At 33.9% G+C, this 15,530-nt stretch carries 15 protein-coding genes and 2 pseudogenes; 15 read left to right on the forward strand and 2 right to left on the reverse strand.

Features of this window, described 5'->3' with window-relative positions; genetic code table 11:
• The first annotated feature begins 177 nt into the window (after positions 1–177).
• From M1D66_RS10290 to M1D66_RS10300, 3 genes are all read left to right on the forward strand, one after another.
• Positions 178–3,525 (forward strand): trifunctional glycoside hydrolase family 18/polysaccharide deacetylase/glycosyltransferase family 2 protein, encoded by a 3,348-nt coding sequence (locus M1D66_RS10290; RefSeq protein WP_242555249.1) that lies wholly within the window; start codon positions 178–180, stop codon positions 3,523–3,525.
• Between the two features lie 249 nt (positions 3,526–3,774).
• On the forward strand, positions 3,775–4,050 hold the full coding sequence (locus tag M1D66_RS10295; RefSeq protein WP_000660066.1) for an ArsR/SmtB family transcription factor: 276 nt from the start codon (positions 3,775–3,777) through the stop codon (positions 4,048–4,050).
• A gap of 301 nt (positions 4,051–4,351) precedes the next feature.
• Complete coding sequence (locus M1D66_RS10300; protein ID WP_140335668.1) at positions 4,352–5,152, forward strand: ABC transporter ATP-binding protein; 801 nt, start codon at positions 4,352–4,354, stop codon at positions 5,150–5,152.
• Positions 5,153–5,345: 193 nt separating this feature from the next.
• Here the strand turns inward: M1D66_RS10300 and M1D66_RS10305 are convergent, their stop codons facing one another.
• The gene (locus M1D66_RS10305) at positions 5,346–5,669 is read right to left on the reverse strand and encodes a winged helix-turn-helix transcriptional regulator (RefSeq protein ID WP_001072981.1); all 324 of its coding nucleotides are present in this window, start codon (positions 5,667–5,669) and stop codon (positions 5,346–5,348) included.
• A gap of 124 nt (positions 5,670–5,793) precedes the next feature.
• Between M1D66_RS10305 and M1D66_RS10310 the strand changes: the two genes are divergently transcribed.
• The 7 genes and pseudogenes from M1D66_RS10310 to M1D66_RS10340 all read left to right on the forward strand — a co-directional run bounded on the left by M1D66_RS10310 (position 5,794) and on the right by M1D66_RS10340 (position 11,785).
• Positions 5,794–6,327: an NAD(P)H-dependent oxidoreductase gene (locus tag M1D66_RS10310; protein WP_016123075.1), complete on the forward strand. Its 534-nt coding sequence runs from the start codon at positions 5,794–5,796 to the stop codon at positions 6,325–6,327.
• 143 nt (positions 6,328–6,470) lie between these two features.
• On the forward strand, positions 6,471–7,964 hold the full coding sequence (locus M1D66_RS10315) for a class I adenylate-forming enzyme family protein (protein WP_086385188.1): 1,494 nt from the start codon (positions 6,471–6,473) through the stop codon (positions 7,962–7,964).
• Between the two features lie 164 nt (positions 7,965–8,128).
• On the forward strand, positions 8,129–8,677 hold the full coding sequence (locus M1D66_RS10320; RefSeq protein WP_000985518.1) for a GNAT family N-acetyltransferase: 549 nt from the start codon (positions 8,129–8,131) through the stop codon (positions 8,675–8,677).
• A gap of 159 nt (positions 8,678–8,836) precedes the next feature.
• Positions 8,837–9,400 (forward strand): GNAT family N-acetyltransferase, encoded by a 564-nt coding sequence (locus M1D66_RS10325; protein WP_000775352.1) that lies wholly within the window; start codon positions 8,837–8,839, stop codon positions 9,398–9,400.
• Positions 9,397–10,101, forward strand: coding sequence for an SDR family NAD(P)-dependent oxidoreductase (locus M1D66_RS10330; protein WP_001263475.1), 705 nt, complete (start codon positions 9,397–9,399; stop codon positions 10,099–10,101). The genes M1D66_RS10325 and M1D66_RS10330 overlap by 4 nt, the downstream gene beginning before the upstream one ends.
• Positions 10,098–10,874: pseudogene (locus tag M1D66_RS10335) on the forward strand (GNAT family N-acetyltransferase). The gene M1D66_RS10330 and the pseudogene M1D66_RS10335 overlap by 4 nt, the downstream one beginning before the upstream one ends.
• Positions 10,875–10,885: 11 nt before the next feature.
• A complete protein-coding gene (locus M1D66_RS10340) occupies positions 10,886–11,785 on the forward strand; it encodes a PhzF family phenazine biosynthesis isomerase (RefSeq protein WP_242555222.1) in 900 nt (299 codons plus the stop codon).
• 82 nt (positions 11,786–11,867) lie between these two features.
• Here M1D66_RS10340 and M1D66_RS10345 read toward each other — a convergent pair whose 3' ends face one another.
• Positions 11,868–12,077 (reverse strand): hypothetical protein, encoded by a 210-nt coding sequence (locus tag M1D66_RS10345; RefSeq protein ID WP_000801642.1) that lies wholly within the window; start codon positions 12,075–12,077, stop codon positions 11,868–11,870.
• 83 nt (positions 12,078–12,160) lie between these two features.
• Between M1D66_RS10345 and M1D66_RS10350 the strand changes: the two genes are divergently transcribed.
• The 5 genes and pseudogenes from M1D66_RS10350 to M1D66_RS10370 all read left to right on the forward strand — a co-directional run bounded on the left by M1D66_RS10350 (position 12,161) and on the right by M1D66_RS10370 (position 15,519).
• Positions 12,161–12,910 carry a Nif3-like dinuclear metal center hexameric protein gene (locus tag M1D66_RS10350; RefSeq protein WP_086385121.1) on the forward strand — a complete coding sequence of 250 codons (750 nt, stop codon included), beginning with the start codon at positions 12,161–12,163 and terminating at the stop codon, positions 12,908–12,910.
• Between the two features lie 187 nt (positions 12,911–13,097).
• On the forward strand, positions 13,098–13,946 hold the full coding sequence (locus M1D66_RS10355) for an aminoglycoside phosphotransferase family protein (RefSeq protein WP_153595157.1): 849 nt from the start codon (positions 13,098–13,100) through the stop codon (positions 13,944–13,946).
• Between the two features lie 42 nt (positions 13,947–13,988).
• A pseudogene (locus tag M1D66_RS10360) lies at positions 13,989–14,084 on the forward strand (DUF7010 family protein); the annotation flags it as partial.
• A gap of 25 nt (positions 14,085–14,109) precedes the next feature.
• The gene (locus tag M1D66_RS10365; protein ID WP_086385122.1) at positions 14,110–14,937 is read left to right on the forward strand and encodes an MBL fold metallo-hydrolase; all 828 of its coding nucleotides are present in this window, start codon (positions 14,110–14,112) and stop codon (positions 14,935–14,937) included.
• 15 nt (positions 14,938–14,952) lie between these two features.
• Positions 14,953–15,519, forward strand: a complete 567-nt coding sequence (locus M1D66_RS10370) for an SGNH/GDSL hydrolase family protein (protein WP_086385123.1) — start codon at positions 14,953–14,955, stop codon at positions 15,517–15,519.
• Positions 15,520–15,530: the final 11 nt, after the last annotated feature.

The following is a 15,530-nucleotide window of genomic DNA, read 5'->3' on the forward strand; positions in this document are numbered from 1 at the left end:
CTAAAAGGATTTATCCCGCTATTTGCCGGGCAGTAAGACCTCCAGCTCAAAATTCAGCGGAAGCAAAGAAGTTAGGTGGGGATTGGGCTGCCCGTAAATGCCCGATTGGTGAGGGCTGATTAAAGTTGCACTTTATTATTCTATAGTTCTATTAAGAAGGAGTATGTGAAAAATATAATGGAGAAAAACATTCAACAAGAGAAAGATAAAGAAAAACCTGTTTTTTATGATCCGAAAGGAAGGAGAAACATAGCCTTTATTTCGTTTCTATGTATTTCAATAGTTAGTGTAGGTGTTGTATTCTATTTTTTCTTTCAAAGTATTTTTTCAACACCAGAAATTCCAAATATGAATACCGCTGTACAACAAGATACTAAACTTGTACCAATTAATCAAAAACTTAGTGATCAGCAGTTAAAGAAGGAAGAATTTAACCCAAATACCGAAACGAAGGATAATAAAAATTTGGTGAATCCGCCGAAGGATAGTAAACAACCTAAAGAAGTGTATGGTTTTTACGTAAACTGGGATGAAAATAGTACCGCTTCTTTAAAAGAAAATATCGATTCCTTAACTACGTTAGTACCAGAGTGGTATCATTTAAAAGCAGATTTAACGATTAGAAGTGAGATCAAACCTGAGATAGTAAAGTTGGCAGAAAAAAATCAAGTGAAGATTATGCCTTTGCTTACTAACTATACTGAGGAAGCTTCTGGTCCTGATAGTGGGCTAATTCATAAGTTACTGAATTCCTCAAATGATGTAAAGACAAAGTTTATTAATGATTTAGTAAGCCAAGTTAAAAAAAATCAGTTTTCAGGTATTAATATTGACTTTGAGGCCGTACCTGAAAGTGATAGAGAAAACTTAACAAATTTTATGAAAGAACTTACTACGGAATTTCATGAACATGATTTGCTCGTTACACAAGATGTTCCAGCTAATGATAAGGCTTTTGATTATAGTGCGTTAGCAAAAATAATAGATCGAATGATTGTCATGATGTACGATGAGCACTATGGAGCCGGGGAACCAGGACCAATTTCTTCAAATAAATGGTTCCAACATACATTGAAAGAACTGAATATTCCGTCTAATAAGCTTATAGTTGCTTTCGGTAACTATGGATATGATTGGGAAGTAAATAGTAAAGAAGCTGCGAAGTCTTTAACTTTCTCAGAAGTTATGGCAATGGCTCATGATTCAAATATGAAAATTCAATGGGATAAGATTAGTGGAAACCCTTATTTTAGATATAAAACAGGAGAGAAAGAACATACTGCTTGGTTCTTAGACAGTGTTACTCTCTATAATCAAGTGAAAATTGCAATGGAGAACAATGCAAAGGGCTTTGCATTATGGAGACTAGGAGCAGAAGACCCTACAATATGGAAAGTTTTAAAAAATCCTATTGAGGCACAAAAAAATCCTAATGTATTACATAAAATCAATAGTTTAGATGAAGTAAATTATTCTGGACAAGGTGAAATTTTACAGATTGAGAATGAAAGAAAAAATGGATTGAGAGATTTTAAAGTAGGCAAAGATGGTTATATTACAGATGAAGTATATCAATCCTTACCATCTGCATATGAAGTGCAACGATATGGAAAACCAAATGGGAAACAAGTAGTATTAACATTTGATGATGGACCAGACCCGAAATATACGCCAGAAATTTTAGATATATTAAAAGAGAATCAAATAAAAGCTGCTTTTTTTGTACTTGGTGAAAACGCACAACTAAATACTAGTATTGTAAAAAGAATATACGATGAAGGGCATGAAATTGGGAATCATACTTTCAAGCATCCTAACATAGCTGATACGTCTTTACTACGAACGAAAGTAGAACTTAATACGACGCAACGTTTAATTCAGGAAGTAACTGGACATTCTACGGTTTTATTTAGACCGCCATATGAAGCGGATGCTAACCCGGATTCATCAAATGAAATATTGCCTATTTTACGTGCACAAAATATGAACTATACAATGGTAGCGGAAAAAGTTGATCCCGAAGACTGGGCAACACCATCAACAAATGAATTAGTAAGACGTGCTCTTAATCCTATTTATAAGGGAGAGGGAAATATTATTCTTCTCCATGATGCGGGAGGGGATCGTACCCATACAGTAGAGGCGCTCCCAATCATTATTAAAGACTTAAAAAAGCATGGATATAGTTTTGTAACAATTTCAGATTTAATGAATAAAGAACGAGATGAAATTATGCCTCCTGTTTCTTCTGAGGGGAAGCAATATTTACTTTACAATAAAGCTGTCTTTTCAGGAGCTGGATATTTTAAGCATATATTAACAACTATTTTTTATATTGCTATTGGATTAGGGATTTTTCGATTTTTATTCTTAATTTATTTTGCATGGAAGCAGAAAAGAAAAACGTTATCTCGCTATATTAATTCGTCTTATCAACCTTTTGTTAGTGTTGTCATAGCGGCATATAATGAAGAAAAGGTGATAGCCAAGACGATTCACTCAATTTTGAATAGTAATTATAGAGAATTTGAAGTTATTGTTGTGGATGACGGATCGACAGATGGTACGTCAAAAGTAATGAAAGAAACATTTTATAAACACCCTAAAGTTCGTTTCATTCAGAAAGAAAACGGCGGGAAATCATCGGCAATGAACCTAGGGTTTCAACAATCGCGAGGAGAAATCATTGTCACTTTAGATGCGGATACTATTATTGCGCAAGATGCTATTTCTTTAATGGTTAGACACTTTGAAGATCAGAATGTAGCTGCAGTTTCAGGTAATGTCAAAGTGGGGAATAGACGGAATTTGTTAACTACTTGGCAACATGTTGAGTATATTACAGGGTTTAATTTAGAACGTAGAGCTTTTGATGAGTTAAATTGTATTACAGTCGTTCCAGGAGCTATTGGGGCGTGGCGCAAGAAGAATGTAGTTGAATCTGGATATTTAAGCGAAGATACATTAGCAGAAGATACGGATCTTACTATTACATTTTTACGTCAAGGGCATAGAATTGTATATGAAGAAAAAGCGTATGCTTTTACGGAATCACCTGAGGATGTGAAAAGTCTCATTAAACAGCGATATCGTTGGTCATATGGTACACTTCAATGTCTTTGGAAACATCGAAAAGCGTTGTGTAATTCAAAACATAAAACATTAGGGTTTATTGCACTGCCTAATATGTGGTTATTCCAATATGTTCTGCAATTCATTGCTCCTTTTGCAGATATATTAATGATTATAGGACTATTTAGTAGTAATCCGCTAAAAGTTTTAGGGTTTTATCTTGTATTCTTTTTAATGGATCTTCTCGCTTCTCTGTTCGCATTTAAATTAGAGGAAGAGAACCCAAAACCATTGGCATGGTTAATTTTACAACGTTTTATTTATCGTCAATTTATGACTTATGTTGTCATTAAATCTATATTCTCATCGCTTCGAGGAGTAGCGGTAGGGTGGAATAAACTAAAGAGACTGGGGAGTGTTAAACATTCCACGGAACATAAGGAGGCATCATAAAAGAGCAGACTATTTGCTCTTTTTTCATTGATTTTAGTTAGTTGAATGTAGAGTTGTAGCATAAAAACTGCTGCTTCTATAACGAGATTCCTATTCACCATTAATAGTGAGACATTATGTTAAGCTAATCCTTTAGTTTCGGATTAAAGTTTTTTTATATTTTTTTAAAATGACGGACACAAAAACGCATATACCTTCGAATTATATATATGGATAACATAAATATGTATATAAAAGGGGAGAAATAAGATGAAAGAAAAAAAAGAAATGTTTCAAGAAATCGCTGAGGTGTTAAAGGTATTGGCGCATCCAGTTCGTCTATCTTTAGTAAAAATAATGCTTGCAAAAGGTCCTACTAATGTAACAACAATGTATGGGGATTTACAAATGCCTCAAAGTACAATTAGTCAACATTTATCTAAACTAAAAGCTGCTAAAATGGTTACAGGTACTCGGAAAGGATTAGAAATTTATTATGAGGTAACTGACAATCGCACAAAATCAATATTAGCATGTTTAGTTTAAATAATGCCTTCTATTTCAAAATAAAAAACGCTATTCTTTTCTATGATTTTACAGAGAGAATAGCGTTTTTTATTTTGAAGGAGTATCTTTTTATTAGCTTGATGGTGATATGGTATTATCTCTAAAATACAAAAATATTGATTTCGCTTTTATTCTTTCTCAGGAGTTTGAGCTCAAAAGGCCGACTATCACTTTGTTTCCAATGAACTGGACAGTGGAAGAACTTATATTTTTGAATAGAGGGCATTCTATGTTTTTGATATATTAATAGTTGGGGAACAAAAATAAGGGGGATATAGAAATGGAATTATTTGATTACTATAAGCGAAAAGGAAAGATGAAACTGTTAATTGGGACGGGTATTTTTATTCTTGCTTTATGCGCTGTATATGAAGATTGGGGACATATTAATTGGGGGCAGTTTATCTTTTTTGTTATCGCTGCTTCTATCTTTTTTGGAATTGGATTTTGGCAGTTAAGAAAAGAAAAGTTGATACAAAAGAATATGATAAAAAGTAATGCAACATTTTGGGATGTTGATACTTTAGTTGTATTAGAATTACCTAAACGAAACAAGCAATTTGGTTTATATCATCCTGATGGTAAGTATATAGCAGGAACAAAGGTGGTTTCATCAAATATTCTTTTTTCAGTAATACCTTTTTTACATAATAAAGATGTTTACGGATTAGAAACGAGTAGCGGGGAAATTCTAGCTTATTTTCATACTGAAGTGGACGGATATGATTGGGTAATTTATGACTCGAATTATAACCAAATTGGTATGTTTAAAGAAAAAATGATACAAGGATTTACTATGATACGAGGTACTTTGATGACAGATAAAGCCACAAAATTGTCAGATGTAGAAGTTGAGTTTGATTTTATTCAAAGTACTCTCCGTACAATAGATGGACGTACATTAGCAATTGGTAAGCAGGGATATATGCCTATAGAATGGAGTGAAAGGTTTATGGGTTTAAATGTACCTACTATTACCTTAGGTTCTAATGCGTCTAATAATGAAAAAATTCTCGGTTTAGGGGTGCTTCTTTATAGCTTACGTACAATTGAGATTAGAAAAAGTAGAGCGAGCGTTTAATGAGGCGGAAGTAGTGTTTATATGCGAAAATTTATAGAAATCTCATTTTTCTAATTGTATCTTTTTAGATTGATGGATGTGGCGTCACGTCCATCAATCTAAGAAAACAAGTTAGCTAAAAAATGATGAAAATAAACTTTATAGAAATAAAAAATATGAACGTAGAGGATGAAACAAAGTATATAGTGCTTTTTTAGTCATGTAATCTTTTAATTTGATGATCTTTTCCCCATTCAAACAGATTATCCATTATTTGCATTAAAGATTTTCCGTATTCACTTAGTGTGTACTCAACCTTTGGTGGTACTTCTTGATATACGGTACGATAGATAATCCCATCAGCTTCAAGTTGCCGAAGTTGTTGTGTAAGAACCTTTTGTGTAATGTTTGGGATTTCTCGTTTAATTTCATTTGTTCGCATTTTTCCATCCGACAAAATACATAAAATATGAACTTTCCATTTTCCACCGATTACATCGAGTGTTGTTGCAATTGGGCAATTATCATTTTGATTCATATAACACCTCCAAAGGTACTTCAAGGTTCCTATAGTACCTGAAAGTACGTACTTTTCAATTATATGTAACTCATTCATACTAATACGTAAAGGATTGATTAATTTATAAAGGGGCTGGAAAATGATGAGAACACTTGTAATTGTAGCACACCCTCATATTGAAAAATCAAAAATTAATAAAAGATGGATAGAAGAACTTGAGAAACATTCAGATGAAATTACGGTGCATGAATTATATAAGGTGGCACCGGATTGGGAGTTTAATATTGAAGAAGAGCAAAAGTTATTAGTAGAACATGACAGATATATATTTCAATTTCCGCTTTACTGGTACAGCACACCACCATTATTAAAAAAATGGTTCGATGATGTATTAACATATGGATTTGCGTACGGATCACAAGGAGATAAAGTGAAGGGGAAAGAATTTGGTGTAGCTATTTCTATAGGTGGATTAGAAAAAGACTATGAAAATAGTGGGATTACAATGGATGAGTTGACGAAACCATTCCAAGCTACATGCCTATATACAGGTATGGAATTTATACCTTCCTTTTATTTATATGGTGCAGAATATAAACTAAGTGATGAAGAGATTGATAAAAGTGCACCTGAGTATGTGCAATATGTAATGAACAAGAAGTATTCTAATATATAATGAAAAATAGCCATTTACTTATGAAGTAAATGGCTATTTTATATTCTTCTTATATTCACTAAGTGTAATCTTTAGTAAATTAATAATTAATCTGGTAAAATAAAAAACCTAACATATATAAAGGGGAGTTTTACTTGAGAACGATGCAAAAATTACTACAAAAAAGAGCAATGCAATCACCAAATTTGGAAGCGCTTGTAGGGGGGAAGAAAAGATATTCGTTTCAGCAATATAATGAACGAGTAAATCAGCTTGCACATTATTTGTTACATAATGGTGTGCAAAGAGGAGATCGTATAGGAATACTATGCAAAAATAATCACCCATTTCCAAGCGTTATGATGGCAAGTTTAAAAATTGGAGCGGTATTTATTCCGCTAAATCATCAGCTTACTGTATATGAATTAGAAACGATTGTAAAAGAAGCGAAATTAAAAGTGTTAGTTATTGATGAAGAATTTAGTGAAGTGTTATTAAATGTTGATGCTGTTAAAGAAATCCCTTATGTAATTCAAACGACAAAAGAAGGCTTTGGTTCATTTGAATTAGAGTTGCAAAAACAGCCAACGACAGAACCGAACGTAGAAGTTCATGAAGAAGACGATGCCATTTACTTATTTACTTCAGGAACGACTGGACAGGCGAAAGCATGTGTAATTGGACATAAAAACTTACATCATTATTTTGCTGAAATTGCGGGACAAAGAGAAATCCCAGCAGGTGAACGCTTTTTATCTGTGCATCCATTGTTCCATATGAGTGGCGTGCTTTCTATTTTAAATTGTATTTATCATGGCGTTACGATGATTTTCTTAGCTGATTCGAATCCTACTCTTATTTGGGATAAGATTGAAGAAGAGAAAATTACTACGATGCTTGCGTTCCCTGCTGTTTATAGTTACATGCTTGATGAATTAAATAAAAAAGAACGTAATATTTCAACCTTTAAAGTAGCACAAAGCGGTGGTACAAAAGTGCCAGAAACACTCATTCAAAAATATATGGAAAAAGGAATATATATGGTGCAAGGTTATGGTAGTACAGAAGGTTGGGTTGTAACCTCATGGCATCCAATGATGGGAAAAGAAAAGATGTCTTCTGTAGGAAAAACCTTGAAAAATGTAGAGGTGAAAATTGTTCATCCGGAAACAGGACATGAACTAACAACAAATGAAGTTGGAGAGATTCATGTGAAAAGTCCATACATGTTTAAAGGGTATTGGAATAATGAAAAGGCGACAAAGAAGGTAGTAAAAGATAACTGGTTTAACATGGGTGATGCTGGCATGATAGATGACGATGGATTCCTGCATATTATGGGAAGATATAAAGACGTTATTATACGCGGTGGTGACAACGTATATCCAGATCAAGTAGAAGATGTTATTCATGAAATACATGGTGTTTTAGAAGTTGCAGTAGTTGGAGTTCCAGATGACTTTTGGGGAGAGGTTCCAAGAGCTTACATTGTGAAGGATGGCGAAACAACATTAACAGAAGAAAGTATTATTCAGTATTGTAAGGAGAAGTTAGCAAGTTACAAAATTCCAGAAGTGGTATTCTTAGAAGAGTTACCGAAAAATGCTTTAGGGAAAGTGTTAAAGAGGGAATTAAGAGAAAATGTACTTGTAAAATAAAAAACGATTAGATAATGAGGAATCCAGTTATGTACAAAGCATAACTGGATTTTTTGTTTATGGTTCTGTTAGTAGATATCATAAAGATTTTAAAAATTTCGTGTTTTTGGTGTAATATTGAAAATAAAGGGAGCTAACTAATTTCAGTACAAGGGGGAGAAAAGATGGCTATAAAATTAGAAACTGAGCATTTATGTATAGAACCTTTTACCAATGATGATGTTTTTAGAATTAAAGAATTGGCTAATGACAAGGAATTAGCTAATATTCTTGGGCTTCCGCATCCATATAAATTGGAGTTCGCGCAAGATTGGGTTGATATGCAACCAGAACTTATAAGGAAAGGAATCGAATATCCTTTAGGAATTGTCTCTAAAGAATCAAGAGAAATTGTAGGTACAATTACACTAAGAATTGACAAGGGTAACAATAGAGGTGAACTTGGTTATTGGATTGGTAAGAATTATTGGGGAAAGGGTTTTGCAACTGAGGCTGTAAACAGAATGATTCAATTTGGCTTTATCGAATTAGGTCTAAACAAAATTTGGGCATCTGCCATTTCTAGAAATAGATCGTCGATTAAAGTATTAGAGAAGTCAGGTTTACGTAAAGAAGGCACATTGAGACAGAATAGACTTTTATTAAACACATATGAAGATGTTGATGTGTATGGAATATTAAAGACAGAATACAACGTTTTAAATTACAGATAAGTTTGGTAGTGTGATGACAAAAGGAAATCCTTTAGAACAGGGTTTCCTTTTGTATTTTAATAGAAGCATGTTTATCAAAAACATAATGATTTACTAGATTTTGTATTTTGTGTAAGATAATAAAGAATATTCAAATATTAATCAAGGGAAGAGATGTAAATGAAGCTGCCGCTATTACAGATAGAGACAGAGAGACTCATGATCCGTCCGTTCCAAAATGATGATTATGAAAGTTGGTTAGATGGATTTAATAAGAGGCTGCCATCTCAGTATAAATACGACGATGGTTATCAAGTTATGGCATCATCAACAAAAGAATGGTTCACGGAATGGATTAGAGGATTTGATGAAGCAGCACATCGAGATGAGATGTATGTATTAGGTATTTTTCGTAAAGAAGATGGGGCTAATATTGGAAAGCTAGAGCTAATAAAAATTTTACGTATGGACTATCAATGGGCGATGATGGGATACTCCATACATAATCAATATTGGAGAAATGGATATGGTGTTGAAAGTGTGAAAGCTGCGTTACCGTTATTTTTTAGTAGCCTTGATTTTCATAGAATCGAATTACATATACGTGTTGATAATGAGCCATCAATGCGTCTTGCGAAAAGAGCAGGTTTTTCTTTTGAATGCAAGAGAGAGGCGTTTTCATTAGAGAATGGTAAGTGGATGGATTTTCTTATTTATTATAAAAATAAGGAGATGAATATATGAGAGTGTTTATTACAGGTGGCAGCCGCGGGTTAGGATTACAGTTAGTAAAAGTATTTTATGAAAATGGGCATATCGTTTATCCATTAGTTAGAACTGAGGTTGCGGTAATGCAATTGAAGCAAATGTTTAGTGGTAGATGTTTTCCTATATTGGCAGACTTATCGGCTGATGAGAGTACGGAGCAAATTAAGAAGCAGCTTGAGGAATATACAGAGTATGTTGATTTAGTTATAAATAACGCTGGCATTACTGGGAAGGAGACTGAGATTTTACATACAAATTCAGAAGAGTTAACGGACTTATTTAATATTCATTGCTTAGGTGTAATTCGGGCTGTAAAAGGTACATATGTGGCGTTAGCTAAATCGGATCATCCGAGAATAATAAATGTGTCCTCTCGATTAGGATCATTACATAAAATGGCGAACAAAGAGTTTCCGCAAGGCCAGTTCTCATATTCATATCGAATTGCTAAAGCAGCACAAAATATGTTAACACTCTGCTTACAACAAGAGTTTGAGAATAAAGGAATTCGTGTAACTGCCATTCACCCAGGAAAATTAAAAACTGATATTGGTGCCTTTGATGCGAATATGACTCCGGCTGAAGGAGCAAAAAATATATATGATTGGGTAATAGATTCAAATGAGGATATTTCAGGGAAGTTTATTGAGCCTGGTGTGGGGGAATTGAAGTGGTGATATACGATCTTGCAATCATTCAGAATCTATTTGGCCCTTCTAAAAAAGTATTAAATGGCTTACCAAATGCAGTAACGATTGAAGAGATAGAAGAGAATGTTCTTTATGATGTACAAACTTATAAAGAAAAGATAAGTAGATTTGAAGAAGTTTGTTTTAACTAGGAGTTAAAAAGAGCGAGTATTGTATTAAACAAAAGGTTTAGTAGTTATAACTCAAGTGTGAGAGTGTTACTTGATGCCGGTTTTTCTTTGTATGCCGCAAAGATAGAAGTATGTAGAGAATTGAACAATGTAGAAGGACCTGAAAGACAATATACATATCGATCAATAGCAGAAGGAACGTTATCGGAAAAAGAATTTAAATATATTTGGGAACAATGTATGTCGGGTTCAGGGAATCAAACTTCAATTTTAACTATCGATGAGCATTTTTATTCAGTGCAAACAGAGTTAGGTACGGGCTGGGAAAAGTCATGTATTGTTTTTTATGATAAAACTGAGCCAATTGGTATGTCCATACCGCATATAGAAACTGGAACAGAAAGTGAAGGACGATTATTTTATTTTGGGGTAATGCCTTATTATCGCGGGAAAGGAATTGCTTCTCGGTTGCATCTTCAATCGTTGCATATGTTAAAGGAAATGGGGGCTACTTATTACATCGGAAGTACGCATACTTCAAATGAAAAGATGCAGAGGATATTTTGGAGAAATTATTGTTCGGTGAAAACGGAGACAGAGCTTTATTATAAAATTTTTAAAGTAGATTAGGAGAAAAGAAAATGAAGACTATAAATGTATTTCATTACGACGCATTTACGAATAAACCAAATAAGGGAAATCCAGCAGGTATTGTATTAGAAGCAGATGGATTAACGGAAGAGGAAATGCAAATTATTGCTGAAAAAGTTGGATATAATGAAACAACTTTTGTTCTTTCCTCAGAAGTAGGAGATATAAGAATGCGCTATTTTACACCTGGTTTTGAAATGGATTTATGTGGTCATGGGACAGTAGGGACGATATATGCCTTGCGCGAAAAAGGTTTATTAGAAGAGAAAAGTAACCTTACGATTGAAACGAAGGCTGGGATTTTACCGATACAAATAGGTGTAAATGAAAATGGAGAACCCTTTATTAAAATGAGACAGGCAGCACCTCAGTTTAAAGAATTTACAGGTTCAAAAGAAGAATTAGCTCATAGTATCGGTTTAGAAGTAAATGATTTAGATGTAACTTTACCGATTGTATATGGAAGTACTGGTAATTGGACTGTAATTGTACCGATTAAAAATCTTAATGCATGTGAGAGAATGAAACCTAATAATGCTGCATTTCCATCAGTATTAAAAGAAATACCTAATGCTTCTATTCACCCAATTTGTCTAGAAACTTATGATGAACTAGCACAAATGCACGGCCGTCATTTTTCATCAGCTTACGCTGGGACGATTGAAGATCCAGTGACAGGAACAGCTTCAGGTGTAATGGGAGCGTATTATGCGGAGTATTTAGAGAAAGATTTTGAACATGAATTGGGTTTAATCGTTGAGCAAGGACAGGAAATAAATAAAGATGGTCGTGTAACTGTTTATGTAACGAAAGGGATAGAAAACGAAAAGTTACAAATAGATATTGCTGGAACAGCGGTGTATGTGAAAGAGTTTGAAATTTCGATATAAAGTGAAACTTTAATCAGTGGGGCTCTTACTGCCCAGTGAATAGCGGGATAAAAAGAAAGCCCGGAATACATCCGGACTTTTATTATCTGTTCAATACTTCAATGTACGAAGCATTTCCAGTTGTTCTTAAAGCGGAGCGGAAATTATTATTTTCTAACGCCACAGCAACTTGTTGTAATTGCTGTGCATCATCATGATGAATAAGTAAGCTGTCAGCACCGCTTTCTTCTATATGAATGTGTTCAATATTTCCAATGGCATCATGTACAGCTTTTAAAAATTCAGGTTTCATGGTGTCCTCCTATATGTATGTAACGTTTTTATTTAGTATTTCCTTATTTATGAAATATAAAAGTAAATGAAAGGAGAAATAAAATGAATATAAAGCAGTTTAACGAACATATAACATCACTATTTGGAGAGGACCTTCATAAATACGGCGATGGTGAATATGGTTTTACTCATATAAGTAAAGATGAATTTCACAAAATCGGTTACACAACAAATTTGACAGTAGAGACGATTGAAGAAGCGTATAAAAATGGAGTCAATATGATAGTTACACATCATGCGCCGTGGAGTTTTTTATTTGGTATGGAAGAGGCTTGTATTGAGAAATTGAAGCAATATGAAATGAATCATTTTTGGATTCACTTGCCGTTAGATTTTGTAAAGTTTGGCACGTGTACTTCGTTATTTAACGAAATTGGGATAGATACAATACTGGAATATTCCACGTATGAGGAAGAAGAACTACCGGGAATAGGAGAATATAAAGAATCGATTCCTTTTTCAAACTTAGTTGGAAAACTTGAAGAAAGAATGGAAGAGAAAGTGAAGAGCTGGAGAAATCACGATAAACCAGTAAAACGAATCGCGATTTTAACCGGTGCAGGAAACAATACAAATTTGATTGAACGTGCATTAGAAAAAGGGTGTGACACGTACATAACAGGTGAAAAAACATTATATACAGTGCAACATGCGAAATTTAAAGGGATTAATTTAATTGTAGGCAGTCATACGTTTACAGAAGTGTTTGGTGTAGAAAGTTTGGCTCATAAGTTAAAAGAAAGAGATAATTCAATAGAAATTACTAGATTAAATGAAGATCATTTGGAGTGAAGAAATTACATCGCATTACCATAAATGGAATGAACTATATGATGGAATATTGAAGGAAGCAGTTGCAATGAAATAAAATTATCTTTTGTTATATTAAGATTTTTAGGAGGAATTCCCTTATGTTTGTCAAATAATAGTAAAGTTGTCTTTTGAATTAAGGGAATATTCGGAGTTAAAGGGTGAGAGAATGGATATTTCAATAATCACTGCACAACTAGTTAAGGAGAAAGTGATTTCACATTATCCAAATAGTGTAAAGGTGTTAAACGGGGGAACAACAAGTACTATATATTTGTTAGATGAACAATACGTTGTAAAGTTGAATGAATCGGATGTCATACGTGAAGAAGCTTATTTTCTTCAGTTTTATAAAAAGGATGAATTATTTCCAAAGCTTTTTTATAAGGAACCTTTAAATCGCTATATTGTTTACTCATTCCTTGAGGGCACAACTTTTTGCAAACTAGGCCATAAACGGAGCGTTCTTTGTAAACTTGTAAAGGAAGTTATCAATAAGTATGAAGTAGCTACAGAGATTGATGGCTGGGGATGGAAAGAAAACCTAGTTCAATCTTGGAATGAATTTTTAACGACAAATGTGATGGAAGCTCATCAAAATGTAAGACGTTACATAAGTGAGGAAGCGTATAGAACGGTTCTTAAGTTAGCAAATAGTCCAAGTAGGGGGACTGGAATAAATCAGCCATTTTTATTGCATGGTGATCTTGGATTTCATAATTTTATATTTCAAGAGAATAAACTGCACGGTGTAATTGATCCTTTACCAGTGTTAGGAGATCCTATATATGATTTAATTTATGCGTTCTGTTCAACTTCGGAAGATTTAACAAAAGAAACGATTGGTTATGCGATGAAACAATGTGTATTTCATAAAAATGACCGTGATTTATATGAAGAGATAGTCATAGGATTATATTTGCGTATAGATACATGTTTACGGCACCACCCGAAAGATTTAGAAGATTATTTAGCAGCTTGGCGTTATTGGATGGGTGAGGTTGAGGTGACTTTATAGTACAAATATTTTTAGGGGAGATGGTGAGATGAATGTTGTAGAAGCGAAAAAGGATTTACTGTAATTCCATTATCGGTTACATTTGTCTATTTACTTACTTTTATAAGTTTATTAATTGAAAATAAAAAAGCAGCTTAATAAAAATTTAGGGATAGGGGGAATTATGATGAAAAATTACGTTTGTACAACGTGCGGTGTGCAGTATGCAGCGAGTGTAGAGGAACCGGTGAGTTGTCATATTTGTGATGAAGAGAGGCAATATGTGAATCCGAAAGGGCAGTCTTGGACGACTTTAGAAAATTTACAAACAGATGATACATATAAAAATGAAATAATAAAAGAGGAAAATGGACTTTATAGTATTACGACAAAACCAGGATTTGCGATCGGTCAAACGGCATTTGTAGTGAAAACAGAGTCATATCGTTTACTGTGGGACTGTATTACGTATTTAGATGAAACGACAATTACGAAAATAAAAGAGCTTGGCGGATTAGATGCGATTGCATTGTCTCATCCTCATTATTATTCAACGCAAGTAGAATGGGCAGAGACATTTGGTGTACCAATTTATATACACGAAGATGATAAAGAATGGGTGATGCGCCCAAGTAGTCGTATTATTTATTGGTCTGGTGAGTCTTTACAATTAGCGGATGGGATTACTGTACATCGTCTTGGAGGACATTTTAGTGGTGGTTCTGTATTGCATTGGGAAGAAGGGAATGATGGAAAAGGGATTTTGTTAACAGGTGATATTATTCAAGTTGTAGCAGATGAGCGGTGGGTAAGCTTCATGTACAGCTATCCAAACTTAATTCCACTACCAGCGAGAAAAGTGGAAGAAATGGTGAATCGAGTGAAGCCCTTACAGTTTAATCGTTTATACAACGCTTTTCATCGAGTAGTAAAAGAAAATGCAAATGAGGCAGTTGAACGTTCTGCTGAAAGATATATAAAAGCAATAGAAGGAAAGTTGTTTCATACGTAAAAGGAGAGTAGCTTAATGAAAACGTTAGTATGTTTTGGAGATAGTATTACAGCTGATGAAACGTTTTATGATGGAATGCCGAGATTAACACCACGTTTGCAAGAGATGTTTCCGAATTGGATAGTAGTGAATGCAGGTGTTCCAGGTGATAATACATTCGATGCGTTAAATAGGATTGAAGAAGATGTAATATCATATAAACCAGATTTCGTAACAGTTTTTCTTGGTACGAATGATGCAGTTTCTTTTTCTCAAGTGTCATTACAAGCATACAAAGAAAATTTAGAGAAGATTGTGAACCATATTTCGTCAGGTAAAGTGCTGCTTATTAGCCCTGCCCCAGTTGATGAAGAGAGGCAACATAATAGAACAAATGAAGTGCTCTGTCAGTATGCAGACGTGGTAGAGGAAGTGGCAAAAGAAACAGGAAGCTATTTTCTAAATTTGTATGCAGAAATGATTCAAGAACTGAATTATAAAAGGTTTGTAGAAAATGATGAAAAAGATGGATTACACTTTGGGCCAGAAGGTTATGAGTATGTAGCGAAGTTAATTGGTGAAAAGTTAAAAGGGATTTTATAAAAAAAGCAAAG

Source organism: Bacillus sp. PK6-16, assembly GCF_056530295.1.

Coding starts and splice junctions, on each gene's coding strand:
- M1D66_RS10310 (WP_016123075.1), top strand. CDS start 5,794: ATGAGAACACTTGTAATTGTAGCACACCCTCATATTGAAAAATCAAAA.
- M1D66_RS10320 (WP_000985518.1), top strand. CDS start 8,129: ATGGCTATAAAATTAGAAACTGAGCATTTATGTATAGAACCTTTTACC.
- M1D66_RS10350 (WP_086385121.1), top strand. CDS start 12,161: ATGAATATAAAGCAGTTTAACGAACATATAACATCACTATTTGGAGAG.
- M1D66_RS10345 (WP_000801642.1), bottom strand. CDS start 12,077: ATGAAACCTGAATTTTTAAAAGCTGTACATGATGCCATTGGAAATATT.
- M1D66_RS10340 (WP_242555222.1), top strand. CDS start 10,886: ATGAAGACTATAAATGTATTTCATTACGACGCATTTACGAATAAACCA.
- M1D66_RS10295 (WP_000660066.1), top strand. CDS start 3,775: ATGAAAGAAAAAAAAGAAATGTTTCAAGAAATCGCTGAGGTGTTAAAG.
- M1D66_RS10325 (WP_000775352.1), top strand. CDS start 8,837: ATGAAGCTGCCGCTATTACAGATAGAGACAGAGAGACTCATGATCCGT.
- M1D66_RS10300 (WP_140335668.1), top strand. CDS start 4,352: ATGGAATTATTTGATTACTATAAGCGAAAAGGAAAGATGAAACTGTTA.
- M1D66_RS10330 (WP_001263475.1), top strand. CDS start 9,397: ATGAGAGTGTTTATTACAGGTGGCAGCCGCGGGTTAGGATTACAGTTA.
- M1D66_RS10315 (WP_086385188.1), top strand. CDS start 6,471: ATGCAAAAATTACTACAAAAAAGAGCAATGCAATCACCAAATTTGGAA.
- M1D66_RS10370 (WP_086385123.1), top strand. CDS start 14,953: ATGAAAACGTTAGTATGTTTTGGAGATAGTATTACAGCTGATGAAACG.
- M1D66_RS10305 (WP_001072981.1), bottom strand. CDS start 5,669: ATGAATCAAAATGATAATTGCCCAATTGCAACAACACTCGATGTAATC.
- M1D66_RS10365 (WP_086385122.1), top strand. CDS start 14,110: ATGATGAAAAATTACGTTTGTACAACGTGCGGTGTGCAGTATGCAGCG.
- M1D66_RS10355 (WP_153595157.1), top strand. CDS start 13,098: ATGGATATTTCAATAATCACTGCACAACTAGTTAAGGAGAAAGTGATT.
- M1D66_RS10290 (WP_242555249.1), top strand. CDS start 178: ATGGAGAAAAACATTCAACAAGAGAAAGATAAAGAAAAACCTGTTTTT.